24 protein-coding genes and 1 tRNA gene are annotated in these 24,320 nt (G+C 58.3%); 16 read left to right on the top strand and 9 right to left on the bottom strand.

The window, feature by feature from the left end; translation table 11 throughout:
- Positions 1-10: 10 nt before the first annotated feature.
- Positions 11-781 (bottom strand): NRDE family protein, encoded by a 771-nt coding sequence (locus tag CV013_RS05150; RefSeq protein ID WP_102154185.1) that lies wholly within the window; start codon positions 779-781, stop codon positions 11-13.
- A 2-nt stretch (positions 782-783) separates the two neighbouring features.
- Complete coding sequence (gene radC / locus CV013_RS05145) at positions 784-1,500, bottom strand: RadC family protein (RefSeq protein ID WP_223805280.1); 717 nt, start codon at positions 1,498-1,500, stop codon at positions 784-786.
- Between the two features lie 70 nt (positions 1,501-1,570).
- On the opposite strand from radC, the gene CV013_RS05140 reads away from it, so the two are divergent.
- The 8 genes from CV013_RS05140 (at position 1,571) to CV013_RS05105 (ending at position 8,116) form a co-directional block, all read left to right on the top strand.
- On the top strand, positions 1,571-4,792 hold the full coding sequence (locus tag CV013_RS05140) for an intermembrane phospholipid transport protein YdbH family protein (protein WP_102154183.1): 3,222 nt from the start codon (positions 1,571-1,573) through the stop codon (positions 4,790-4,792).
- Positions 4,789-5,046, top strand: a complete 258-nt coding sequence (locus CV013_RS15810) for a YnbE family lipoprotein (RefSeq protein ID WP_223805281.1) — start codon at positions 4,789-4,791, stop codon at positions 5,044-5,046. The genes CV013_RS05140 and CV013_RS15810 overlap by 4 nt, the downstream gene beginning before the upstream one ends.
- A 1-nt stretch (position 5,047) precedes the next feature.
- The gene (locus CV013_RS05130; protein ID WP_102154182.1) at positions 5,048-5,434 is read left to right on the top strand and encodes a YdbL family protein; all 387 of its coding nucleotides are present in this window, start codon (positions 5,048-5,050) and stop codon (positions 5,432-5,434) included.
- 184 nt (positions 5,435-5,618) lie between these two features.
- Positions 5,619-5,930 carry an AtpZ/AtpI family protein gene (locus CV013_RS05125; protein ID WP_102154181.1) on the top strand — a complete coding sequence of 104 codons (312 nt, stop codon included), beginning with the start codon at positions 5,619-5,621 and terminating at the stop codon, positions 5,928-5,930.
- Between the two features lie 16 nt (positions 5,931-5,946).
- Positions 5,947-6,693 (top strand): F0F1 ATP synthase subunit A, encoded by a 747-nt coding sequence (locus CV013_RS05120; protein ID WP_223805282.1) that lies wholly within the window; start codon positions 5,947-5,949, stop codon positions 6,691-6,693.
- 50 nt (positions 6,694-6,743) lie between these two features.
- The gene (locus tag CV013_RS05115) at positions 6,744-6,968 is read left to right on the top strand and encodes a F0F1 ATP synthase subunit C (RefSeq protein ID WP_102154180.1); all 225 of its coding nucleotides are present in this window, start codon (positions 6,744-6,746) and stop codon (positions 6,966-6,968) included.
- Between the two features lie 83 nt (positions 6,969-7,051).
- Entirely contained in the window at positions 7,052-7,540 is a 489-nt protein-coding gene (locus CV013_RS05110) for a F0F1 ATP synthase subunit B family protein (protein WP_102154179.1), read from the top strand.
- Positions 7,541-7,564: 24 nt separating this feature from the next.
- A complete protein-coding gene (locus tag CV013_RS05105; protein WP_102154178.1) occupies positions 7,565-8,116 on the top strand; it encodes a F0F1 ATP synthase subunit B family protein in 552 nt (183 codons plus the stop codon).
- A gap of 450 nt (positions 8,117-8,566) precedes the next feature.
- On the opposite strand, the gene gloB is transcribed toward CV013_RS05105, so the two are convergent.
- The 4 genes from gloB to CV013_RS15650 all read right to left on the bottom strand — a co-directional run bounded on the left by gloB (position 8,567) and on the right by CV013_RS15650 (position 13,183).
- Positions 8,567-9,322 (bottom strand): hydroxyacylglutathione hydrolase, encoded by a 756-nt coding sequence (gene gloB / locus CV013_RS05100; RefSeq protein WP_102154177.1) that lies wholly within the window; start codon positions 9,320-9,322, stop codon positions 8,567-8,569.
- 42 nt (positions 9,323-9,364) lie between these two features.
- Complete coding sequence (locus tag CV013_RS05095) at positions 9,365-9,595, bottom strand: hypothetical protein (RefSeq protein WP_123639938.1); 231 nt, start codon at positions 9,593-9,595, stop codon at positions 9,365-9,367.
- Positions 9,596-9,809: 214 nt separating this feature from the next.
- Entirely contained in the window at positions 9,810-11,513 is a 1,704-nt protein-coding gene (gene rpsA, locus CV013_RS05090) for a 30S ribosomal protein S1 (protein ID WP_102154175.1), read from the bottom strand.
- Positions 11,514-12,658: 1,145 nt separating this feature from the next.
- On the bottom strand, positions 12,659-13,183 hold the full coding sequence (locus CV013_RS15650; protein WP_198591825.1) for a hypothetical protein: 525 nt from the start codon (positions 13,181-13,183) through the stop codon (positions 12,659-12,661).
- Between CV013_RS15650 and CV013_RS16005 the strand changes: the two genes are divergently transcribed.
- Positions 13,079-17,074 (top strand): YadA-like family protein, encoded by a 3,996-nt coding sequence (locus tag CV013_RS16005; protein ID WP_408057020.1) that lies wholly within the window; start codon positions 13,079-13,081, stop codon positions 17,072-17,074. The genes CV013_RS15650 and CV013_RS16005 overlap by 105 nt on opposite strands.
- Before the next feature lie 569 nt (positions 17,075-17,643).
- Here the strand turns inward: CV013_RS16005 and CV013_RS05080 are convergent.
- From CV013_RS05080 to aroA, 3 genes are read right to left on the bottom strand one after another with little or no spacing between them, the layout of a single operon-like run.
- The gene (locus CV013_RS05080) at positions 17,644-18,273 is read right to left on the bottom strand and encodes a (d)CMP kinase (RefSeq protein ID WP_102154173.1); all 630 of its coding nucleotides are present in this window, start codon (positions 18,271-18,273) and stop codon (positions 17,644-17,646) included.
- Complete coding sequence (locus CV013_RS05075) at positions 18,270-18,527, bottom strand: CBU_0592 family membrane protein (protein WP_456243241.1); 258 nt, start codon at positions 18,525-18,527, stop codon at positions 18,270-18,272. The genes CV013_RS05080 and CV013_RS05075 overlap by 4 nt, the downstream gene beginning before the upstream one ends.
- Positions 18,524-19,906, bottom strand: a complete 1,383-nt coding sequence (aroA, locus tag CV013_RS05070) for a 3-phosphoshikimate 1-carboxyvinyltransferase (RefSeq protein WP_102154172.1) — start codon at positions 19,904-19,906, stop codon at positions 18,524-18,526. The genes CV013_RS05075 and aroA overlap by 4 nt, the downstream gene beginning before the upstream one ends.
- A 127-nt stretch (positions 19,907-20,033) precedes the next feature.
- Between aroA and CV013_RS05065 the strand changes: the two genes are divergently transcribed.
- The 7 genes from CV013_RS05065 (at position 20,034) to rplS (ending at position 24,223) form a co-directional block, all read left to right on the top strand.
- A complete protein-coding gene (locus tag CV013_RS05065; protein WP_102154171.1) occupies positions 20,034-20,354 on the top strand; it encodes a TIGR02300 family protein in 321 nt (106 codons plus the stop codon).
- Positions 20,355-20,463: 109 nt separating this feature from the next.
- Positions 20,464-20,539, top strand: a tRNA-Ala gene (locus CV013_RS05060).
- A gap of 107 nt (positions 20,540-20,646) precedes the next feature.
- Positions 20,647-22,140 carry a signal recognition particle protein gene (ffh, locus tag CV013_RS05055; RefSeq protein ID WP_198591823.1) on the top strand — a complete coding sequence of 498 codons (1,494 nt, stop codon included), beginning with the start codon at positions 20,647-20,649 and terminating at the stop codon, positions 22,138-22,140.
- Positions 22,141-22,173: 33 nt separating this feature from the next.
- Entirely contained in the window at positions 22,174-22,623 is a 450-nt protein-coding gene (rpsP, locus tag CV013_RS05050) for a 30S ribosomal protein S16 (RefSeq protein WP_102154169.1), read from the top strand.
- A gap of 24 nt (positions 22,624-22,647) precedes the next feature.
- Positions 22,648-23,118 (top strand): ribosome maturation factor RimM, encoded by a 471-nt coding sequence (gene rimM / locus CV013_RS05045; protein WP_102154168.1) that lies wholly within the window; start codon positions 22,648-22,650, stop codon positions 23,116-23,118.
- On the top strand, positions 23,115-23,861 hold the full coding sequence (trmD, locus tag CV013_RS05040) for a tRNA (guanosine(37)-N1)-methyltransferase TrmD (RefSeq protein ID WP_102154167.1): 747 nt from the start codon (positions 23,115-23,117) through the stop codon (positions 23,859-23,861). The genes rimM and trmD overlap by 4 nt, the downstream gene beginning before the upstream one ends.
- Entirely contained in the window at positions 23,858-24,223 is a 366-nt protein-coding gene (rplS, locus tag CV013_RS05035; protein ID WP_102154166.1) for a 50S ribosomal protein L19, read from the top strand. The genes trmD and rplS overlap by 4 nt, the downstream gene beginning before the upstream one ends.
- The last annotated feature ends 97 nt before the right edge of the window (positions 24,224-24,320 follow it).

The following is a 24,320-nucleotide window of genomic DNA, read 5'->3' as shown; positions in this document are numbered from 1 at the left end:
GGGGCGGCCGTTAACGAAACGGTGGCCAGCGAAACATCACTTCGATGCGACCGGTTTCTCTGCCATCGGGTGCGAAGGACCGTTCTTCAATGATACCGCGCCCGTTGGACTCGACTGTTACTACGGTGGAGCAACGGGTGCCGTACAGATCGTTGCGAATGAAGGGCGGGGTGTCTTGCGGTTCCACCGCGATATCGGAGCGATTGAGTGGCGGGATGCCTGCGTCCGGTAGAGCTTCACTTCGTAGCGCAGCGAACAGCGGCGCGCGGTTGCCTTGGCTACCCGCCAACCACTCACCGACAGCGGCCTTCAGCGATAGTGTTTTCGGCCACGGTTCATCCAAAGAACCATTGGAGAGGCCGAAAATACCCGGCGGTAGGGGCGCGTGTAATCCGTATGGCCGGTTTGTGTGGAAGGATAACTCTTTGGCTTCGATGACAGTAAACAGGCTGAACGGATTGAACTGACTAAGATCCTCCTCTCCTAAAAAGGCGGGGCCTGAAGGATCGGCGAGAACGCTTCGAACCATTTCACCGCGCGATTTACAGGAAGGGTCGGGGGCACCAAACCCGCGACGGTTGGTGACGAGCGCAAACCGGCCTGTCTCGCTTACCCCCAACCAGGTGCCGCCGCCAACCAGATCGCGTCCTGCGATAATCGGGTGGTCGCATTCCCATCGGGATAACGGCTCGGCGGCACGTGCGTGGTACTCATCGCGATTACCGATGACGACCAATGGCCAGCGATCGTGCGTCTTCCATGCGATTGCGGCGACACACATCGCTAAATCAGCCCTTTCGCGCGAAAGCTGACGTGTCCGCTGCGGCCAATGATCACATGATCGTGAACTGTTATGCCCAACAGCTTCCCCGCATCGGCGATGCGCGTGGTGATCTGAATATCCGCGCGACTTGGTTCTGGGTTTCCGCTCGGGTGATTGTGGACTAGAATCAGTGCCGTCGCCCCTACCTCCAGCGCCTTCTTTACAACTTCGCGCGGATGGATGGCTGCCTCGTCGATCGAACCGTCACCGACGTGATGGTCGAGGATAAGGTGGTTTCGCGTGTCGAGATACAGCACCCGCACCCGCTCAACCGTCAAATGCGCCATGTCGATCGTGAGGTAATCGAGCAATGCCTGCCAACTGCTCAGCACTGGTCTCTGCTGAACCTGTCCACGAGCGCTGCGGCGTGTCGCGATGGCGACCGCCTTTAGAGTGGCTGCTGCAGTTTCTCCTACGCCCTTGACCGTTTGCAACCCGGCTGGCTCGGCATTGAGAACCGCTGGAAGCGATCCGAATCTCTCTATAAGTGCCTTGGCAACTGGCTTGGTATCCCCGCGCGGATTAGCCGCGAATAATAGGTATTCGAGGACTTCGTAGTCAGCCAATGCTTCAGCGCCACCGTGCAACAATCGCTGCCGAAGGCGTGAACGATGCCCTTCTCCGCTGTGCGATCTTGCACCTGGCGTCGCAGAAATTGAATCTTCAGGCTGAGGCAACCTTTTCCCCGTCATCGCGTTGAGCGCTGATGCATTGCCTTTGGCGGGGCTTGCGCGCAAGTGGGGACGAATGGCTGAAGCCGAAACTGACGCAGAGGATTACGACGGGGAGGCCACAAGTGTGGGCCGTCGCCGCGTGCTGCTGCGAATCCTTTTGGTTTTGTTGGTGATTTTTACCTCAATCGTTGCGGCGGTGTGGTTTTCCCGGGAAGAAATTGCGGACAATCTCATCGCCAGTCAGCTTGAAAGCTATGGAATTCCGGCAACTTACGAAATTGATTCAATCGGCCCGGAACGACAGATTCTAAAAAATATCGTCATCGGTAATCCTGACAGCCCCGATCTCACGATAGCCAATGCACAGGTTGCAATAAATTATCGTTTCGGAATACCCGCACTCGGTCGGATTACTCTCATCCGCCCGCGGCTTTATGGTTCTGTGCGCGATGGCAGGCTGAGTTTTGGAGCCCTTGATAAAGCTCTGTTTAGCGATCGCAGCAGCCAGTCAGGCTTGCCTGCCCTTGATATCCGCCTGATTGATGGACGGGGCCTTATTGAAAGTGATTTCGGGCCAATCGGAATTAAGGCCGAAGGGCAGGGTCGGTTAGATAATGGGTTTAAGGGGACGCTTGCTGCTGTCGCTCCCAAAATCGAAGGCGGTCAATGCAAAGCGCTGGGAGCTTCCATGTACGGGGCCCTGACGACCGAAGGGAGCAAGCCGCATTTTGCAGGCCCTGTGCGAATCGCTGAATTGGTGTGCCCTTCTCAGCAGATAGCGCTGAAAGGTGTGGCTCTCCTTACCGATTTGACGACCGATAGCGCCTTGTCTGGATTCGACGGCAAGGCAAAGCTGCAGACGGGCGCCTTGAATGCAGCCGATACGCGAGCAAGTGGGTTGAACGGTACGGTGCGCGCAGTGTGGCGTAACGATGCATTGACGGCAAACTATACGCTCGCTGCTCGCGGTCTTTCGTTACCAGAGGTGCGTGTGGCAGTTATGACGCTGGATGGATCGTTGAGAGCCAGCGATGCGTTCGGTCGAGTTGAAATCCGATCTGGTGTCGCCGGAAATGGTGTGCGACTCGGTGATACGCTTGATGCCAAGCTGGCAACAGCAGAGCACGCGGCTAAGGATACGCTTGCTGCACCCCTTCTGGCTCAAATCCGCAACGCCCTTTTGCGTGAGGGGCGAGCCAGTCGTTTCGTGGCGGATATAACTGCGCGCAGAACGGGCGAGGCGGCCAATCTGGTGATTCCTCAGGCGAGTTTGCGCGGGGGAAGTGGTTCGACTCTACTCTCGTTGTCGCAAGTGCAAGTGTCCGGGGGAGGGGGTAAAGGGCTGCAGTTTTCCGGCAATCTCGCCACTGGCGGAAAGGATTTGCCTCGGATCGTCGGACGGATGGAAGGCGGGCAGGGCGGACGCGCCGTTCTGCGAATGCGGATGGCGGAATATGTGGCGGGCGATTCTCGTATGGCGATACCCGACCTGGCTATTATCCAAAGCGATGCCGGGGCGATCGAATTTCGTGGGCGCGTCTCAGCGTCAGGTCCGCTACCCGGCGGGTCGGCGCGCAACTTGCAGCTGCCGATCGAGGGAAGCTGGTCTGGTGCTCGTGGACTGGCATTATGGCGCCATTGCACGAAAGTCGGTTTCGATGGGCTGACAATGGCATCACTCTCTCTTGAGCGACGATCTTTGACACTTTGCCCGACAAAAGACGCGCCAATCGTTCAGCAGCGTGCCGGGGCGCTGCGTATCGCCGCCGGTGTCGCCGCTCTCGACCTTGCAGGCACGCTGGCAAACACTCCGATTCGGCTCAAGAGCGGCCCGATCGGTTTTGCTTATCCCGGTGCGATGACTGCTCGCGAAGTTGATGTCGGTCTTGGCGCTCGCGGATCAAGCAACGATTTCCGGATATCCAATTTGCAGGCGACATTTGGCGGTGAGATAGCGGGCACGTTCGCGGACACGGACGTGAAGCTCTATTCGGTACCGCTCGATATGGTCGGTGCTGCGGGCAACTGGAAATACGCTAACGGTGTCCTCACTCTCGCAGATGGACGTTTCCGTCTGGAAGATCGGGCTTTGGCGGATCGGTTCAATCCTCTGGATGCGGAAGCGGCCTCTCTCACGCTTAAGGATGGTGTCATTCACGCCACCGCGTCGCTCAGGGCGCCAAATTCCCATCGCGAGGTAGCGGACGTATCGATTGCCCATAATCTGGTGAATTCGACAGGGGCCGCCGATCTGGCAGTGAAGGGATTGGTGTTCGATAAGGCGCTTCAGCCCGATCAGTTGACGGATCTCGCTCTCGGTGTCGTAGCAAATGCGAAGGGAACCGTGCGAGGTGTGGGGCGGATCGACTGGAATGCGAAGGGCATAACAAGCTCAGGCCGTTTTTCCAGCGATGCGCTAGACTTCGCTGCGGCATTCGGGCCGGTGAAGGGTGCCAGCGGAACTGTGGTATTCACCGATTTGCTTGGAATGACTACCGCGCCAAACCAAACCTTGCAGATTGCATCGGTCAATCCAGGAATAGAGGTGGATAATGGCAGCGTCACCTTCACGCTGAAGAACGGTCAGGATCTGGCTGTCGCCGGAGGGACGTGGCCGTTCATGGGCGGCACGATCACGTTGCACCCCACGAAAATGCGGTTCGGCGCGAGTGAAGAGCGTCGCTATGTTTTTGAGATCGTCGGCCTCGATGCGGCACAATTCATTCAGCGAATGGAGCTCGAAAACCTCGCGGCCACAGGCATATTCGACGGTACAGTACCCATTGTATTTGACCGCAATGGAGTTGGGCGGATCGATCACGGCATGCTGATCGCGCGGACACCAGGCGGCAATGTCTCTTATCTGGGTGAACTGACGTATAAGGACAAAGGGGCAATTGCGAATTTTGCCTTCGATGTTCTGAAATCGATCGATTACAGTCAGATGGTTCTTACCATGGAAGGGCGGCTGACCGGTGAGATAATCACGCATGTCAGCCTTGACGGTGTGCGTCAGGGGGAAGGGGCGAAACAGAACTTTCTCACCCGGCGTATTGCGGCACTCCCGATTCGCCTCAACGTCAATATTTCTGCGCCATTTTATCAGCTTATCAGTTCGATCAAAGCCATGTACGATCCTGCGTCTGTGCGTGATCCACGTGATCTGGGGTTGGTTTCAAGTGATGGGACGCGATTGAAACCTGCCGTTTCGCTCCCACCGTCCACTGGTTCACCGCATGATATCTTACCGGAAAAAACACCCGTTCAGCCCAAAGAAAGCGAGAACAGGCCATGATCTGTGCCCAATCGATCCGCGAATATGTCTCTGCAAATGGCTTGTCGGCCGAGCGCGATAAGCCTTTGGGTGGCATGGGGCGGACAATGTTGATGGCGATGGCCGGTTCGGCTGCGCTTGGCGGGTGCATTTCGGTCAAGGCACCTGATAAACCAATCGTGATCGAGCTGAATATCAACATTCGGCAGGAAGTGATTTATCGTCTCGCGGCAGACGCGAACAATACGATCGATGAGAATGAGGATATTTTCTAAGATGAGCAGCCTGTTGAAAAATATCATTATCGCTGCTGCGGGCATTGGTCTCGCAATGTCTTCTCCTGCGTTGGCACAGCGTGATCCTGCATACGAAGCGGCGCGCTCATCGGGCCAGGTCGGAGAGAAAATGGACGGCTACCTCGGCATCGTCGGTGCTGGCAGTCCGGCGCTGCAGAAGCTTGTGGGCGATATCAATATCAAGCGGCGCGCGGTCTATGCCAGTCGAGCACAAGCGGCGAATGCCACGCTTGAAGAATATGCGTTCACTGCAGGATGTCTTGCGATTCTCAAAACAGCTCCAGGGGAGAAATATCAGGCTCCTGATGGTTCCTGGCAAACTCGCACCAGCTCCGCCCCCCAGCGCGACAGTCGGTGCCCTTCGTAACTTCCCACGATATAGTGGCGTGATCCCCGGTTTGGGCTTCCTCCACCGGTTGACTCGCATACACCCCCCGCCTAAGGGAGCGGCGCACCGGCTCAACCCCTTTGGCGGGTAGGGCCGGTTCTGTATATCTTTTATCCGGAATCGCTCGTTCGCGGGCGGCCCAAGGTTCTGACGGGACTTAGTTTTGGCCGACAATAACGACCAGCACTCAGGCGACGATCTTGACCGCCGTATTGCCGATGCTCAGGCGCGCCGTAAGCACGGCGTGACCAATGCGGAAGGGCGCGCGGAAACGCGCGGCTGGGCCGTGGGTATCGAATTCGTCGGTACGGTTTTGGTTTCCGGCTTTATAGGTTGGGCAATTGATACCTGGGCCGGCCTCGGAACGGCACCGTGGGCGATGATTGTCCTTCTGGTGCTCGGTTTTGCGGCCGGCGTACGGCGCGCAATCAAAACCTCCGCTCAGTTCGATAGCGATCCCGGTAACGACGGCTGAAGGCACAGGACATCCCATGAACCCGATGCATCAGTTTGAGATCGTCAAGCTTCACCCGCTCGCTGCCGGTGGCTACGATATCTCTTTCACTAACTCTGCGCTGTGGATGGCAATTGCGTTGGGCGCGATTGCTATCTTCATGTTCGTCGGTACTGCTAAGCCGCAGCTCGTTCCTGGGCGTTGGCAGGCGGCCGTCGAATATGTTTACGACTTCGTGGCCAGCATGCTGGACGAGAACGTCGGGCCGGAAGGTAAGCGCTATGCACCGCTGATTTTTGCGGTCTTCATGTTCGTTCTGGTTTGTAACCTGCTTGGCCTGTTGCCGTGGGTGGGGGCATTTACGCCAACCAGTCATGTTACCGTGACTATCGGTTTGGCCTTCATTGTGTTTACCGTGGTCTGCGTCGTTGGCTTTATGCGTCACGGCCTGCACTTTTTCAGCCTGTTTTGGCCGAAGGATGCGAATATCGTGCTCGGTTTGTTCGTTTTCGTGATTGAGGTTCTCAGCTTCCTCTCGCGTCCGTTCACGCTGGCCATTCGTTTGTTCGCCAACATGACCGCCGGACACGTGCTGCTGAAAGTGTTTGGCACTTTCGTCGTGGCGCTCGGTTCGTTCAACGCGCTGCCTTATGTATTTGGCGTACTGCCTCTTGCAGTGAACGTCGCGCTCACGGCGCTCGAACTTCTGATCGCGGTCGTGCAAGCTTACGTTTTCGCTCTTCTCGCATCGCTCTATCTCAATGATGCGGTGAACCTTCACTAACGGGTAGTTCGCCCGAAAATGACTGATTGAACCAAGGAAAGGTTTTCGACATGGACGTTGCATCGGCAAAGGTTATTGGCGCAGGTCTCGCAGCAATTGGTGCGGGTCTTGCCGCAATCGGTGTGGGCGCTATCTTCGGCCAGTATCTGAACAGCGCACTGCGTAACCCCGAAGCTGACGCCAAAATGGGCGGTCGCCTGATTTTCGGCTTCGCTGTGACCGAAGCGCTCGGCCTGATCGCGGCTGTTGTGGCGCTGGCACTGGCCTTCAGCTAAGCGGATCTGCTGCCGGCCAGACCCCGTGATGGGGCTGGCCGGTCGCACCGATTGGCTTCACTGAAAGACAGGCTTCGAGAGTCATGCCTCAATTCGATTTCACCAACGTCTTCTGGCCTCAGCTTTTCTGGTTGGCGCTATTTTTCATCGTGCTCTATTTCGGCATTGTGCGCCTCACTTTGCCGCGTTTGGGCAAAGTGATGGATGAGCGTGCGGCGAAGATTGACGGTGATCTCGAGGCAGCTCGTGCAGCCAAGGAATCGGCAGATGAGCTGACCGAGCGCTATCGAGCTGAACTGGAGAAGAGTCGGGACGAGGCGCGCAGCAATATTGCTGCGGCTAAGGCGGAAGCTGCCAAGGCTTCTGAAGTCCGTCTTGCCAGGGCAGATGCAGAATCCGCAGCCCAAATCGAAGCAGCGGAAGCGCGCATCGCCGATGCCAGTGCCAAAGCGCATGGATCGCTTCGTGGGGTTGCTGTGGAAGGGGCACAGGCAATCGTTGCCAAGCTTACTGGCAGTGAGCCCTCGGCAGACGCTGTAAGTAGCGCGGTTGATGCCGCGATGGCCCGATAAGGCAACGTGACAGGACCGCATGACATGAGTGCACTTCCCGCAATCGTCGAAGAGCAGCCTGCCGGTCACACCGAAGTGGCAGGACACGAGGAACAAACTCTGCTCGGCCTCGGGGCTGAAGGTTGGGTTTATGTCTCGATCACTATTTTCTTCGTTATCGCGATCTTTTTCGCCAAGGCACCGAAGAAAATCACTGATGCATTAGATGCTCAGATTGCGGAGAAGCGTCGCAATCTGGATGAGGCGGCAAAGATCCGGGCTGAGGCTCAGGCCTTGCTCGACGAAGCGAAGGCACAGCATGCTGCTAGCGCGCAGGATGCTGCTGCCATGCTCGATCATGCGAAGCAGGAAGCGGCGCAGATTATTGCTCAGGCAGAGGCAGATACGTCGGTTATGCTTGAACGTCGTGCGGTGATGGCCGAGCAGAAGATTGCAGCTGCTGAACGGGCAGCCGCTGATAATCTTCGCCGGGAAGCTGCTGGCGCTGCCGTTGCCGCTGCGGGGGCAGTAATTGCTGGCAATTATGGCGAAACAGAAGATCGTAAACTGGCGGACGAAATTATCTCATCGATTTAGTCCAGTTTAACTGGCTTTGTGATAGACTTATTGAGGCCGTGCGGGTTCTCTGATTCAGGGATTTCCGCGGCCTCTTTTTATTGGCGTGTTGTGAGAGGCGACCTTTGGGGACCGGGCCTTTCCAATTCGCAACATCGCAATCCTATCGATTCTAAGCGCGACGGCGAACAGGGAACGATATCTCGCCAGCAATTATCAGGAAGGTTAAGGTGATCGAGAGCGCAGCGTTTCGTAGCATTGCCATCGCTCTTATGTCCCATAATGCACTGGTATATTCGTGCTCGAAGCTCCGCCGCACGTCGTGCAGAAACGGAGGGCGTGAAATAGCGAGGGCCGGAACGCCCTATGTGTCGGCGTCTTTCCGCCGCATACAGCGCTTCCGATTATGCAGTAATTTACGCCATTGGGTCGCAACAAAGTTAGCCCACTTGTCACTTCTGTGACGCAATCTCAGAAATCGTCTTTGGCTTTCCTGAGCGCTGCGAAAGTCTCCGTCGCAGTTTCGCCGCCCCATCGATTGCGTAGGCTCTCATCATCCGCACGGAGAAAAGGGTTGGTGTTCAACTCCCGCTCTAACTTAGTCGGGACGGTTGCTTCACCGCGCGCCCGACGTGCGTCGATTTCCGCAGCATAGTCCTTTAGCGCGGCGTTATCAGGGTCGGCATGCAGCGCGAACCTAGCATTGGCTTGCGTGTATTCATGGGCGCAATACAGCATCGTTTCGGGCGGTAACGCCCGAATCCGCTGCAAACTCGCCCAGAACTGTTCCGGCGAGCCTTCGAACATTCGCCCGCAACCGAGCGCAAATACGCTGTCTCCCACGAAGGCGATCCCCTCGGCAGGCATATGATATGCCAGATGCCCAAGAGTATGCCCCCCTACATCGATCACCCGCGCCGTGTGATCACCCAGATTCACTGTGTCGCCAGAGTGCAGTGTGCGATCGAGCGGGGAGATCTTCGTCACTTCCTCCGGGCCGGAGATCGTGCATCCTGTTGCCGCCTTGATCGCTTCGTTTCCGCCCGCGTGATCGGGGTGCCAATGGGTGTTCCAGATCTGTGTGATCTGCCATCCCCGCTCCTGCGCTGCGCGCCGATAGGCGTCGGCATCGGGCGTATCGATGCAGGCGGTTTCGCCCGACGTCGGGTCGTGAAGCAAGTATCCGTAGTTGTCGGACAAGCATGGGAACTGATGGATTTCGATCATGGGGCGATCTTATCGATCTTAATCCGCACGTGAAAGGGCAGATCAGGGCATCCGGCGCATCGACAGGCTTCCATATAGCACCGCAAACAGGAAGGCGGTTGGTGCGCTATGCGGAGGTTGCCACGCCCCGTGCCCGATCGCCTGCATAATGAGGAGTGCCCATATGCTCGCCACTGCAGCCACGATTACGACCATATCCAACTTGCGATAGCGCGCCGCATCGCCATTCTTCGCGCTGGCGACCTGCCGAATTGCCCACAACGCCGGTACCATGTAGCCTATGGCAACCCAGGCGGGCGCCCATTGAACGGCCCAGGCACCCAAAAACAACAGAACGCCAACCATGCCGATACTGTATCAAGGACGGCAAATGTAGGGAAGGCCCGCCTGCTCGGATGAGCGGACGGGCCTTCCTGTGTCTTTAAAGGTATCGCACCTCCCGGCGCCCCCTCGATAAAGCAGAGGCAGCCGATCAGGGCGGTGGGGCTTACTCGCCCTTCTGCTTCAGCGCTTCGCCGAGGATGTCGCCCAACGACGCACCCGAATCGGACGAACCGAACTGTGCCACCGCTTCCTTCTCTTCGGCGATCTGACGCGCCTTGATCGAGAAGTTCGGCTTCTTCGAACGGTCGAAGCCGGCGACCAGCGCGTCGATCTTCTGGCCGGTCTGGAAGCGATCCGGACGCTGTTCGTCGCGGTCGCGGCCGAGGTCGCTGCGCTTGATGAAGCCGGTCGCACCGTCGTCGCCAACCTGCACTTCCAGGCCGCCGTCGCGCACTTCCAGCACGGTGACGGTGACGACATCGCCACGCTTCAGCGCGCCCGAGGAACCGCCTTCGGTCGGCGCACCCTTTTCGAGCTGCTTCATGCCCAGGCTGATGCGTTCCTTCTCGATGTCGACGTCGAGCACGATCGCTTCGACTTCTTCACCCTTGCGGTGCAGCGCCAGCGCGTCTTCGCCCGAGATGCCCCATGCGATGTCCGACATGTGGACCATGCCGTCCACATCGCCCGGCAGGCCGATGAACAGGCCGAATTCGGTCGCGTTCTTGACTTCGCCGGTGACCTTGCTGCCAATCGGATGCGCGTCTGCGAATTCTTCCCACGGATTGCGCTGGGCCTGCTTGAGGCCGAGCGAGATGCGGCGCTTCTCGGCATCGACTTCCAGCACCATCACTTCGACTTCCTGCGATGTCGAAACGATCTTGCCCGGATGCACGTTCTTCTTGGTCCAGCTCATTTCGGAAACGTGGACCAGGCCTTCGATGCCCGGTTCCAGCTCCACGAACGCACCGTATTCGGTGATGTTGGTCACGGTGCCGGTCAGCTTCATGCCCACCGGATACTTCGCACCAACGCCATCCCACGGATCGCTTTCGAGCTGCTTCATGCCCAGGCTGATGCGCTGGGTATCTGAATTGATGCGGATGATCTGCACGGTCACGGTGTCACCGATATTGATGACTTCGTTCGGGTGGTTGACCCGCTTGTAGCTCATGTCGGTCACGTGCAGCAGGCCATCGATGCCGCCCAGATCGACGAACGCGCCGTAATCGGTGATGTTCTTCACAACACCGTCGATCACCTGACCTTCGGCCAGCTTGTCGATCAGTTCGCTGCGCTGTTCGGCGCGGGTTTCTTCCAGCACGGCGCGGCGGCTGACGACGATGTTGCCGCGGCGGCGATCCATCTTCAGGATCTGGAACGGCTGCGGCATATCCATCAGCGGGGTTACATCGCGCACCGGGCGGATATCGACCTGGCTGCCCGGCAGAAACGCCACGGCGCCATCGAGATCGACGGTGAAACCGCCTTTGACCCGGCCGAAGATGCGGCCATCGACGCGCTTGCCTTCGCCGAATTCGCTTTCCAGCTTGTCCCACGCGGCTTCGCGGCGGGCGCGGTCGCGGCTGAGCATCGCTTCGCCGTCGGCGTTTTCGACACGGTCGACGAACACTTCGACTTCGGAACCGACTTCGAGCCCGTGCTCGTCATCGCTCCGCATGAATTCCTTGAGGTTGATGCGGCCTTCGCTCTTCAGGCCTACGTCGATCACGGCCATGCCGTTTTCAATCGCGGTAACGGTGCCTTTGACGACGCGGCCTTCGAAGCCGTCTTCACCCGCACCGCCAAGCTGTTCGTTCAGCAACGCCTCGAAATCGGCGCGCGAGGGATTGGCGCTGGATGCCATTGTTTCAGTTCCTGTATATTCGTTTTGCTACCGGCCACCGGTTTTACCGGGGTCTTTCACCGCTTCCACGCACCATTGCGCGGCTGACGGGGCAAGAGGGCCGCTTGCCGCGCGGGGCCGGATGCCATCGCGCGGGTTCCATTCGATCCATCGGATAACTGAAGGATGTTCGGGAACGGCCGCGCAAATAGGGAATAGTCACCCCCCGCGCAAGCACAAACGCCCACCGCCATCCCCGCGCTGCGCCCTCCACGGGATGAGGCATGGGCCACATATTGCGATGCCATGATCGGAAAAAGGCCCGACCCGGTTGGCAGCCTACTCCCCCACTCGTCATTGCGAACACAGTGAAGCAATCCACGGCCTGACGGCTCCGCCCATCGCACCCGACGCGATAGATGCAATACACCGCCCCGGATTGCCACGTCGCCCTTCGGCTCCTCGCAATGACGAGGGGCAGGGCGGGCCCGTATCTCTCCCTCGTCGCCCCGGACCTGATCCGGGGCCCCGCTTTACCTTCTGGCGCGGCGTCAAAAGAAGCTGGACCCCGGCTTGAGGCCGGGATGACGGTGAGGTGGCTGAGTAATGTGCGGCACCCTTCGTTGTGTCACCGCCCCAAACCAAACCCACTTCGTGTCTTCGCGCCTTCGTGTGAACCACACAATCCACCCGACAGCACCACCCAGAAGGACACAGGGCATGCCCAGATCGGCTTAATTAAAAATGGCAGTCTTTATTTATTATAACACCATAATAAGTTTCGCATTGCGATGATTTATTATATTCTATTATATAATAAATCCGATATGGATATATTATATTGCCGATTCGGATGATTCTTGAAATTGCGTAACCTTTGACTTTTCCGAACCTTATCCGGCGCGCCCCGATGGGGTGGGGCAGGGTGACCGTGTCGTGCGCGCAACACATAGGCGCTGGCGATATTTACATTATCCCACGAAAGACACGATAAAATCACGATAAATCTACGATGTCATTTATCATTTTAAATACTATTAATAAAAAATCGATAGTATTCAATAAGATGACCGTTGATCGGCCATTATAGCGAATATAGTTACGGTAAGGATCGCGTGGATCACCCCGATTCTGTAAGGATATTCGTATTGCAAACTCTGGTTTGTTCAATTTGTTCTTATTACTGGGCCAGTGATGCGCGCGCAATTGTGGCGTCTTTTGCTGCACGCCCCCTTCGTGGCTCGTTTTTGGGCTGCGGTGCGGCAATCCTTTTCGATTTTTGATGGAGTTATAAACTGATGAACGATCGTATTCATGATCGCGCGCCGTCCCGCGGCGTATCCGGCTTTGCCGGGCAATTTGCGCGGGATGAACAGATGGGCTGGACAATGCGCCGCCGCATCATGGCTGCTCTGCGTGCCAGCTGTCTGGTGCTGGGCATCAAACGCCGTCGCAATCGCGGTGTCGGCGCGCTCGGTTATGGCGTGCCCGCCGCTGGCCCGCTGGCTGCCGAAGGTGTCGCCTTCGGTGCCGATGGTGCCGATGTCGATCTGCCCGCCTATTTCGGCAGCAACACTTTGACTGCGATGGCCGGTCGTGTCGGTATGCAGAAATTCACCGTCGCACTGGTGCTGGGCGGCATGCTGGCCACAACCGCGCAGGAAGCGCGGGCGGGTGGCGGGAATGTCCATGATGCAGGTGCTGGTTCTACCATTGAGAACCAAGAAGATACTGTCTGGATTGGCACTTACGCTGGCGGGTACAGTAGCGGGAAGGGTAATGTCGCGGTTGGCGCATCTGCGGGGCGGTCTACTACCGGTTTTGCAAACGTCGCAATTGGCTGGCACGCAAACATAAATTCCGGTAAATACGAAAATACGATTGCCATCGGTACGACTACTTCTGCAACGGGAAATGCATCAATTGCCATCGGGCGCGACTCAAGGACGACTGGAACTAGTGCGATAGCTATTGGCCATTCCGCGGAATCAAATACGATGGAGGCGGTGGCTGTCGGTAGCTCCAGTCTGGCGAGAGACAAGAATACTTCCGCTTTTGGCTCTGGAGCTAAAGCGACTTCTATATATACTTCCGCTTTTGGCTCTGCGGCCAGCGCGAGTGGCTCTGGGGCTGTCGCGCTCGGGCATTCGGCCACAGCGAGCGGCCTGGAATCGGTAGCCGTCGGTGGACATGCTGGCGATAACGGTAAGGGGGATAAGAATAGTTTCGTCGGTTATTCTGCGGGTTCTAATGTCAAAGGCGACTATAATGTTGTACTTGGAAATGAGGCAGGTGGGGGCGCCACCGGTAATGCGAATATTACAATAGGCAAGAGCGCTAATAATTATTCTGGTTCCCGTAATAATGCTATCGCTGTCGGTGTGGCTGCGAAGGCAAGGGCAGATAATTCAGTTGCCATCGGTACGGTTGCGGATGTGACTGGTACTGAGGCAATTGCTATTGGGAGCGAAGCGAAAAATGGCGGTTGGGGTGCAATCTCTATCGGTGCGACTGCGACCGCGAATGAAGTTAGTGCAATTGCTATTGGGCGCGAGTCGAAGAATCAAGGTCCGTCTGCGATCACTATTGGTTCGACTGCGTCTGCGAATGCAAATAGTGCAATCGCTATTGGGCGCGAGTCGATAACTAGAGGTGAATATGCTTCCGCCTTGGGTGCCTACAGTTTTGCGACGGAAAGTCAGGCTACGGCTATTGGCTTTTCGGCGCATGCGAATGGCCTTGGTTCGGTAGCTGTCGGTACTACCAGTGTCGCAAGTGTTGACCATACTTCTGCTTTTGGTCAGCTGGCTAAAGCGACTGCTGACGGGGCTACTGCTCTTGGTTATAACTCAGGGGCATCTAAAGATAGCGCGCTCGCTGTCGGGAGGAACGCGACGGCCAAAGGTGTCTCGTCTGTTGCTGTAGGCCCGCAGTCTTTAGTGTCGGCGGATAATGCAATTGCCGTCGGGCTTGAATCACAAGCGACTGCAATTAGTGCGTTAGCTATTGGCCATTCCGCGAAATCAAATTCGGCGGGCGCGGTGGCTATCGGTAGCTCCAGTCTGGCGAAAGAGGGGGGGGCTTCCGCTTTTGGCGTTGGGGCTAGCGCGACTGGCGTTGGGGCTACTGCTATTGGCTCTGAGGCCAAAGCGAGTACTTCAAGTTCGGTTAGTCTCGGCAGGAGCGCGAGCGCCACTGCAGACTCGTCCTCTGCTTTAGGGGTGGAGTCGGTGGCGAGCGGGGCCGGTTCGGTGGCGGTTGGCTTTTTTGCACAATCGAGTGGCGCCGGTGCGTTGGCTGTCGGTAATGCCAGTATAGCGAGCGCTGATGATGCTTCCGCTTTTGGCTCTGGGGCTAGAGCGACTGGCGCTTTCTCTGTCGCTCTCGGGGCGTCGGTCGAAGCGATCGGAGAAAATTCCATTGTCATCGGCACTGGGGCGAAGGCCGATGGTCTTTCCACCATTGCCATCGGTACAGGTAATGCCGTCACAGGCACCGGATCGGGTGCGATCGGCGATCCCAATGTCGTCAACGGCAACGGCAGTTATGCGGTGGGCAACAACAACACCGTTAATGGCGACAACATCTTCGTTGTCGGCAACAATGTAAATATCCCGGCGGGCAGCAACAAAGCTGGCTCGGTCGTGCTCGGCAATGACAGTGCGGCGGGTACATATGCCCAGACCACGGGCACCACAATTCGTGGTAATAGCTACACCTTTGCGGGTGCGCCGGTGGCGTCGTCCACTGTCAGCGTCGGGTCTGCCGGTGCAGAACGTCAGGTGGCCCACGTTGCTGCGGGCAAGCTGAGCGCGACTAGCACCGACGCCGTGAACGGCAGCCAGCTGTTCGCAACCAATCAGGCTATCGAAACCCTCACAGCGACTAGCGGTGAAGCACACTATTTTGGTGTGAACAGTGTGGGTAGTGCGGCTGGAACGAACTATAGTGGTGAAGGGGCCACTGGCACCGATTCCGTCGCTATTGGCAAAAACGCCTCCGCCACCACCGCGGGCGGCGTTGCCCTCGGTGCAGGCAGCGTCGATGCTGCAAGCAACCCTGTCATCAACGCCACCGTCGGTTCCACCACATACGGCAACTTCGCCGGCACCACGCCGGTCAATGTCGTCAGCGTTGGTGCGGTGGGTGCCGAACGCCAGGTAACCAACGTTGCCGCCGGTCGCGTAACCGCCAGCAGCACCGATGCCATCAACGGCAGCCAACTCTACTCAGTGGCGAGCACCACCGAAAGTAGCGTCAGCTCCTTGAGCACGGGTCTGTCGACGACCAACAGCACTGTCGGTTCGCTGAGCACCACGGTGTCTGCTGCAGTGAGCACGGTGGGCTCGCTGAGCACGACCGTATCGGGCGCTGTGAGCACCGTTGGTTCGCTGAGCACCACGGTGTCGGGTAACACGCAGGCTGTCGGCTCCTTGAGCACGGGTCTGTCGACGACCAACAGCAGCGTTGGCTCGATGAGCACCACGGTGTCTGGTGCAGTGAGCACGGTGGGCTCGCTGAGCACGACCGTATCGGGCGCTGTGAGCACCGTTGGTTCGCTGAGCACCACGGTATCGGGTAACACGCAGGCAGTCGGCTCCTTGAGCACGGGTCTGTCGACGACCAACAGCAATATGGGCTCCCTGAGTACCGCTGTTTCGACTGCGACCAGCTCACTTGCTCCCTTGCTCGCTGTTGCTGAAGCTTCGACCGATTCAGATCAGAAGCTGGCAACCAGCGTTGGTGGCAGTGGCAGCGCTCCGTCCGGCATGATTGCTACGGACGGGAACGCCAACACTGAAAAGGGCGCCGGTAACTATGCCGATTTCGATGCCATTGCATCGGTTGGCGGTCGTGACTCGCTCGCTACAGGCTTCTTCGCGAAGACCGATGAAGGTGTGACGGGTGGCTCTGCGTTTGGCTCCTGGGCACAGGTGACCGGAAACAATGGCACTGCCATTGGTTATAGCTCGCTGGCTGGCAAGGAGGCGACGGCTGTCGGCTATCGCAACCAGGCAAGTGGGGATCAGTCGACCGCTGTTGGTTACAATAACGTCGTTTCTGGTACGAACTCCGGTGCTGTTGGTAGTGGCAACACGGTTGCTGCCAGCAACACTTACGTGGTGGGCAACAACATTACTGTCGATGCAAACAGTTCGAACTCGGTTGTGCTCGGTAACGGTAGCGTCGCGAGTGGGCCGAATACCGTGTCGGTTGGTGCTGCTGGCGCTGAGCGTCGGATCACCAATGTTGCAGCGGGTGAGGTTTCGGCCACATCCACAGATGCGATCAACGGTAGCCAGCTTTTCGCGAACAATCAGGAGCTGAGGTTCGACCTGAATGCGCTGCGTAACGATACCAATGCCGGTATCGCTAGCGCGGCAGCGATTGGCACCCTCCCGCAAGCGATCAATCCTGGCAGGGTTGCTCTTGCAATCGGCTCTGGCTTGCGGAGTGGTGAGGTCGGCCTCGCGTTTGGTGTAAGCTACCGTACGGAAGACGACCGTGGCACTGTTCAGGGACGTATCGCAACGGACCGCGGTGCGACAACGGCCTCGCTGGGCTTGGGGATCGAGTTCTAAGCTCTCTCCTCTGATCGGCTTACCGTAGTTGGTGAAGCCAACACACAGTCCCGCCCGGGCAATGCTCGGGCGGGATTTGTTTGTCTCAAGCTACGCCCCATACTGGTGACCGTAGGTTCGAAATTCAGCTGGGGTTATTTCTGAATCCGCGAGATGATCGAGGCAATTTGGTCGAAGTATATCGGGTGTGAGAATGGGCCGGTTACTGCCCGTCGACGAAGCATTGGGGAGTTAATTATGGCGCACTGAATTTGGGTCGGCCTGTGCTGCGTGGTCAAAGCTGAACCGATATTCCGAGAGGATCCCAGCAGAGCAGGTATTCAATAGCCGTTTGCCAAAAGCATCCTATGCCTCTGGCATTTGCCAACTATTCATCTGATTCCCAGTGGTGCTTTCGTGCTCAACAACGCCAAGCTGATGCAAGCTGTTGGGGTGAGAGAGTTGTCTGGCATAAAGGTGCCTATTCAGCCCCCACAGGCTGATTGACTTGGTCTGTCACAATCAGGAGAGCCGCGTTCTCACTCGTGCTGCGTCGATGATGAGGACACTCTCTGGCGAAAGTATTGCGCCTATCGACGGCTTTCCAATGCCTCTTCGGTGGCATCGATGGCTGCCGCCAACGCCTGATCGATGGTTAGTTCGCTCGTATCGATCACATAGGCACCGTCCGCGACCCGCAATGGAGCATCTTTTCGCCTCATGTCGCGCTCATCCCGGCGGCGGAGGTCCTCTGCGATTTCGTCGAACGTTATTCTGGCGCCACGCGCCTGCATTTCTTTCCACCGCCGCATGGCACGTGCATCGACACTGGCGGTAATGAACAGTTTCACGTCCGCATCGGGGGCGATCACAGTGCCAATATCGCGGCCATCAAGTACCGCGCCGCCCGGCTGTTCAGCGAATACCCGCTGCCGTTCGAACAGCGCTTGCCGCATTGTCGGGTGGATCGAAACCCGGCTCGCCAGACCGCCACATTCTTCGGTTCGCAAATGGGGATCGCCCAACAATTCATCAGCAAAGGTCGTCGCGGCGAGAGCATCGACGGGATCGTCCGGATCTCCTCCGTCGAGAAATACTTGCCGACCGACGGCGCGATACAGCAATCCGGTATCGAGGTGCGGCAAGCCAAAGTGAGCCGCCAGAGCTTTCGCGATCGTACCTTTGCCGGACGCGGTGGGGCCATCGATGGCGATAATCATGCGCGCTGCTGCCGTTTTATCAATGCTTTGATCAGACCGTAAATCGCGATGGCTGCCCAGAATCCTTCAAGTACGAGGCTGGGCCAGTTGGTGTGGACCAGCAGAGACACTGTCAGCAGCGCTGCGCCGAGCAGATTGGTGCCATGCAGGATGAACGGATTGTGCGTCGGTCGCAGAGTCAGATATGCATATGCGCCGATAATGCAGGCCATGCCAGCAAACCCAACCAGCGAATAGATGTCGAGCCCGGTCAAGCCATTGCCTCATCGAGCAACGCCTCGAATGCGGGAAAACTGGTGGCGATGGGCCGCGTATCGTCGATCTCCACACCTTCTTTCGTGGCCAGTCCGGCGATTGCCATACTCATAGCTATACGATGGTCGAGATGAGTGGTGACTGGGGCGCCGATCGCGCCGCGCAATGGTTCGCCGCCGGACCCGTCGATAATCAATCCGTCCGCGGTTTCTTCCACCCGCGCGCCCGCAGCGGTGAGGGCAGTGGCCATTGCGGACAAGCGATCGCTTTCCTTTACGCGCAGCTCGTCGAGCCCGCGGGTGACGGTGCGTCCGTTCGCCAATGCGGCGGCCACGAACAGCACTGGGAACTCATCGATCATTGATGGTGCCACTGCCGGATCGACGTCGATGCCGCGCAATTCAGCATGGCGGACGCGCAAGTCGGCAACCGGCTCCCCGCCAACTTCGCGAGCGTTCGTTTCTTCAATGTTAGCTCCCATTTCGCGGAGCACTTCGATCAGTCCGGCACGAGTGGGGTTGAGGCCGACGTTTTCTATCAGTAGATCGCTACCTTCGATCAGGCTGGCGGCGACCATGAAAAACGCGGCGGAACTGGGATCGCCCGGAACTTCTATCTGCTGGGGCGACAACTCTGCCTGACCGTGAACGCGAATGACGCGTTCGCCCCCTTCTTCACCAACATCGACTTGCGCGCCGAAACCACGCAGCATGCGTTCGGAGTGGTCCCGGGTTGGCACGGGTTCGATGACTGTCGTAATTCCGGGTGTATTCAGCCCCGCAAGCATAATCGCGCTCTTCACCTGGGCGCTGGCGACTGGCAGGCGGTATGAAATCGGAACGGCCGGTTCCGCTCCGGTCATCATCAGCGGCAAAGTGCCGCCGGGGGAGGTGGTGAAGCTGGCCCCCATCACAGACAGCGGATCAATTACGCGGCCCATCGGGCGCTTTGAAAGGCTGGCGTCTCCGGTGAAATTCGCAGTGATCGCGTGGCTCGCAATCAGGCCTATCAGCAGCCGGGTCGATGTACCGGAATTGCCCATCTCCAGCGCCGAATCGGGTTGCAGCAGGCCGCCGACACCAACGCCGTGAATGCGCCACTCAACGCCGACTTTCTCCACATGAGCGCCCATTGCCCGCATCGCGGCGGCGGTAGCCATCACATCTTCGCCTTCGAGCAGGCCGGTTACGCGTGTCTCGCCAACGGCCAGTGCGCCCAGCATAACGGAGCGGTGGCTGATCGATTTGTCTCCGGGGACACGGAGGCGGCCCGTCAGAGGGGCAGTGGCTGTGAAGCGGCGTGGGACGGGGTTATTGTTCACGGATGATCCGGCTGTACTGAATATTTGCAATGCGCGCGGCTCTTTGACAGCGCCCATGCCGTGTGGCAAGGCGCGCGCGCTTTTCACGGCGCTACTTGATTCAGGGTTTATTCGCACCCATCAAGCAGCCACGGAATTAAACGCCTGATGCCACATGGTGTCGAGGCCAAGCCAAGGACAGACAATGGTCAAGCCAGAATGGGGCACCAAGCGTTCGTGCCCCAAGTGCGGTGAACGCTTTTACGATCTCGGCAAAGATGAGCCGGTGACGTGCATCGAATGCGGCGAAGAATGGTTCCCTGAGCCGGTGCTCAAATCCAAGCAGCCGATTCCGTTCGAGGAAGAGAAAGAGAAGAAGGAAAAGGAAGCCGATAGCGACCTTGCCGACGACGATCTGGAAGACATCGACGAAGACGATGATTCGCCGGATAACGACGTCGATCTGGGCGGCGACGATGACCTCGGCGTTCAGACATCTTCGGACGACGACGACGACGATAATTGATTTCGCTCTTGCATTGGCGGGGCGTGGCTCATAAAGGGCGCGTCCTGTCAGTCACCCGCGGTTGCGGATTTGATGGGCAGACCGATTTCGGTCGGTAGATGAATGGTACGGGGCCTTAGCTCAGCTGGGAGAGCGCCTGCATGGCATGCAGGAGGTCAGCGGTTCGATCCCGCTAGGCTCCACCATTCAAGATTTGAAAAGTCGGTTCCGTTTCAGGGTCCGCACGCTGGCTGACGAGGTTTCGTCCGCCGGCGTTTTTGGCATTTGGCGACATTCCGTCGCAGCGAGTGGAGTGAACGAGCGCATGTTCGACAACCTGTCCGACCGCCTCGGTAACGTATTCGACCGCCTGCGCGGCCGTGGTTCGCTGAACGAAGCCGATGTGCGCGAGGCAATGCGCGAAATTCGCGTCGCACTGCTGGAAGCCGACGTCGCACTGCCGGTGGCTCGCCGGTTCATCGATGCGGTGACGGAAAAGGCCGTGGGGCAGGATGTGCTCCGTTCGGTCACTCCGGGGCAGCAGGTCGTCAAGATCGTCCATGACGAACTGGTCGAAATGCTTGGCGGGCAGGAACATCAGGGGTTGCTGCTGGAGGCGAAGCCCCCGGTAGTCGTGATGATGGTTGGCCTGCAAGGATCGGGTAAGACTACGACGACGGCCAAACTGGCCAAATACATTCGCGAACGTCATGGCAAGAAAGCCATGATGGCTTCGCTCGACGTCGCCCGTCCTGCCGCGCAGGAACAGCTTGCCGTGCTGGGTGAGCAGGTCGATGTCGCGACACTGCCGATCGTCAAAGGGCAGCAGCCGGTTGATATCGCGCGCCGGGCGATCGAATCGGCGAAGTTGCAGGCGGTCGATGTCCTGATGCTCGACACTGCCGGTCGTCTTCACGTCGATCAGGCTTTGATGGATGAGATGAAGGCGGTCGCCGGGGTTTCGAACCCGACCGAAGTGTTGTTGGTGGTCGACTCGCTGACGGGGCAAGACGCGGTCAATGTCGCGCAGAGCTTTAGCGGCGAAGTTCCGCTGACCGGCGTGGTGCTGACCCGGATGGACGGTGATGCGCGCGGCGGTGCGGCGTTGTCGATGCGGGCCGTCACCGGCAAACCGATCAAATTTGCCGGTACGGGCGAGAAGCTCGACGCCATCGAAGCATTCCATGCCGGGCGTGTTGCGGACCGTATCCTTGGCATGGGCGACGTTGTCAGCCTGGTCGAAAAGGCGGCAGCGACGGTCAAGGAAGAAGATGCCGAACACCTCGCCAAACGCATGGCGAAGGGGCAGTTCGACCTCAACGATCTGAGAATGCAGCTGCGCCAGATGCAGAACATGGGTGGCTTGGGTATGCTCGCTGGGATGATGCCAGGCATGAAAAAAGCCAAGGCAGCAATGGCGGAAAGCGGGATGGACGACAAAGTTCTCGTCCACATGGACGCTATCATCGGTTCGATGACCGCGAAGGAACGTGCTCGTCCCGAACTGATGAATGCCAAGCGCAAGAAACGTGTGGCTGCCGGTTCGGGCACTCAGGTTCAGGATGTGAACAAGCTGCTCAAGATGCACCAGGAAATGGCGCGGGCGATGAAGCAGATCAAGAAGATGGGTGGCCTCAAAGGGCTGGCCGCAATGTTCGGCGCCGGTGGCGCCGGTGGCGGCGGGGCAGGTGGCATGGGTGGGCTTGGTGGCCCCGGTGGTGCAGGCGCGCCGCCTTCGCTCCCTGGACTAGGCGGGATGGGCGGCAACATGCCTCCGAACCTGCAAGATTTGATGAAAAAGAAGTGATTACATAAATTTAGTTTGGAAAGGTAACAAACAATGGCAATTGCAATCCGTCTGTCGCGCGGTGGCGCGAAAAAGCGTCCTTACTATCGCATCGTCGTGTCGGACTCGCGTTCGCCGCGTGATGGCAAGTATCTGGAACAGATCGGCACTTACAACCCGTTGCTCGCCAAGGGGGACGAAAACCGCGTGAAGATTGACAGCGACCGTGCGAAGCACTGGCTTTCGGTTGGTGCCCAGCCCAGCGACCGCGTTGCCCGTTTCCTTGATGCTGCCGGCATTCGTGAGCGCGCTGCCCGCAACAACCCGAAGAAGGGTGAGCCGGGTGAAGCTGCCAAGGCACGTGCTGAAGAAAAGGCTGAGAAGGCTGCAGAGGCCGCTGAAGCTGCCAAGGCTGCAGAAGCAGAAGCCAATGCACCGGCAGAAGAAGCAGTGACCGAAGAAGCCGCTGCCGAAGCACCTGCTGAGGAAAAGGCTGAGGGTTGATCCTTGGTTTCGGATAGGCCCGTCATGCTTGCCGCCATCGCAGGCGCGCACGGGGTGACGGGCGAAGTCCGCCTGAAGCTGTTTGGGGAGGGCGTTGCTGCGCTCTCCCGCTACCGCAGCTTCAATGATGGTACGCTGACGCTCAGCAAAGTGCGGAGTGATAACAAGGGCGGTGCTATCGCGCGTTTTGCCGAAGTGACCGACCGTACCGACGCGGAAAAGCTGCGCGGTACGCAAATTACGATTTCTCGCGCTGAAATGCCGCCTCTGGAAGACGGCGAATTCTATCACTCCGATCTGTTGGGCTTGCCTGCGGTTTCGCATACGGGCGATCCGCTCGGTGACGTGGTCGCGGTGGAGAATTTCGGCGCGACCGATATTCTTGAGGTCAAGCGGCCCGACGGCACGCGATTCATGGTCCCGCTGACAGAAGAAGCGGTGCCCGAATGGGACAGCAAGCGGGTGATTATCGTGGCAGAGTTCATCGTAACATGACCTTTGCTGCCACTATTCTCACGCTGTACCCGGAGATGTTTCCCGGCCCATTGGGCGTGTCCTTGGCGGGCCGCGCGCTGGAGCAGGGGACATGGTCTTGCAATCCGGTGCAAATCCGTGACTTCGCGACAGACAGGCACCGCACAGTGGACGATACGCCGGCCGGCGGCGGTGCCGGGATGGTGCTCAAGGTCGATGTGCTCGCTGCAGCGGTCGATCACGCGCTTGTGCAGCAGCCCGATTGCCCGGTTCTGGCTATGACCCCACGTGGTGCACCGCTGACGCAGGATCGCATACGTGCTTTGGCAGCAGGGCCGGGGGTGACAATTTTGTGTGGTCGGTTCGAGGGATTCGACGAACGGATTTTCGAAACCCGCCCGGTAGAACAGGTGAGCCTGGGCGACATTATTCTGTCGGGCGGGGAACCTGCCGCGCTGGCTATGCTCGATGCTTGCATTCGCTTGCTTCCGGGCGTAATGGGCGCGGCTTCGAGCGGGACCGAGGAATCTTTCGAAGAAGGATTGCTCGAATATCCGCACTATACCCGACCTAATGAATGGGAAGGGCGCACGATCCCTGAAGTGCTGCGATCGGGGGATCATGCGAAAATCGCGGCGTGGCGCAAGCAACGCAGCGAGAACGATACACGGCTACGCAGGCCGGACCTTTGGGAGCGTTATGGTAACGCTCGGGGCCGCCCTGCCTCTGGTGTGCAGCGAGAAATGAAGGAACCGGACCAGTGAACCTGATCCAGCAGCTCGAGGCGGAAGCCATCGAAAGCCTTGCCGAAGGCAAGGACATTCCCGAATTCCGCGCAGGCGATACCGTCCGCGTGGGTGTGCGCGTTGTCGAAGGCACCCGCACACGTACCCAGAACTTCGAAGGCGTATGCATCGCGCGGTCGAACCGGGGCATCAACAGCAATTTCACCGTCCGTAAGATGAGCTTCGGCGAAGGTGTGGAGCGTGTTTTCCCGCTCTATTCGCCAAACATCGAAAGCATCACCGTGGTCCGCCGCGGCGTGGTGCGCCGGGCGAAGCTTTATTATCTGCGCGGCCGCACCGGCAAGCGCGCCCGTATCGCAGAGCGTCGCGAAAACGCCTAAGCGATACCGCTTACAGACTTTTACAGTCACCGAAGGAGGGCGTTCCGGCAATCGGCCGGGGCGCCCTTTTCCTTTGTCGTGGCTCTATTTCTGGGAA

The sequence above is a fragment of the Tsuneonella flava genome (assembly GCF_002870965.1).
GTDB classification, from domain to species: Bacteria; Pseudomonadota; Alphaproteobacteria; order Sphingomonadales; family Sphingomonadaceae; genus Tsuneonella; species Tsuneonella flava.
The sequence above is the reverse complement of the archived record's forward strand: the minus strand, read 5'-3'. Positions and strand labels throughout refer to the sequence as shown.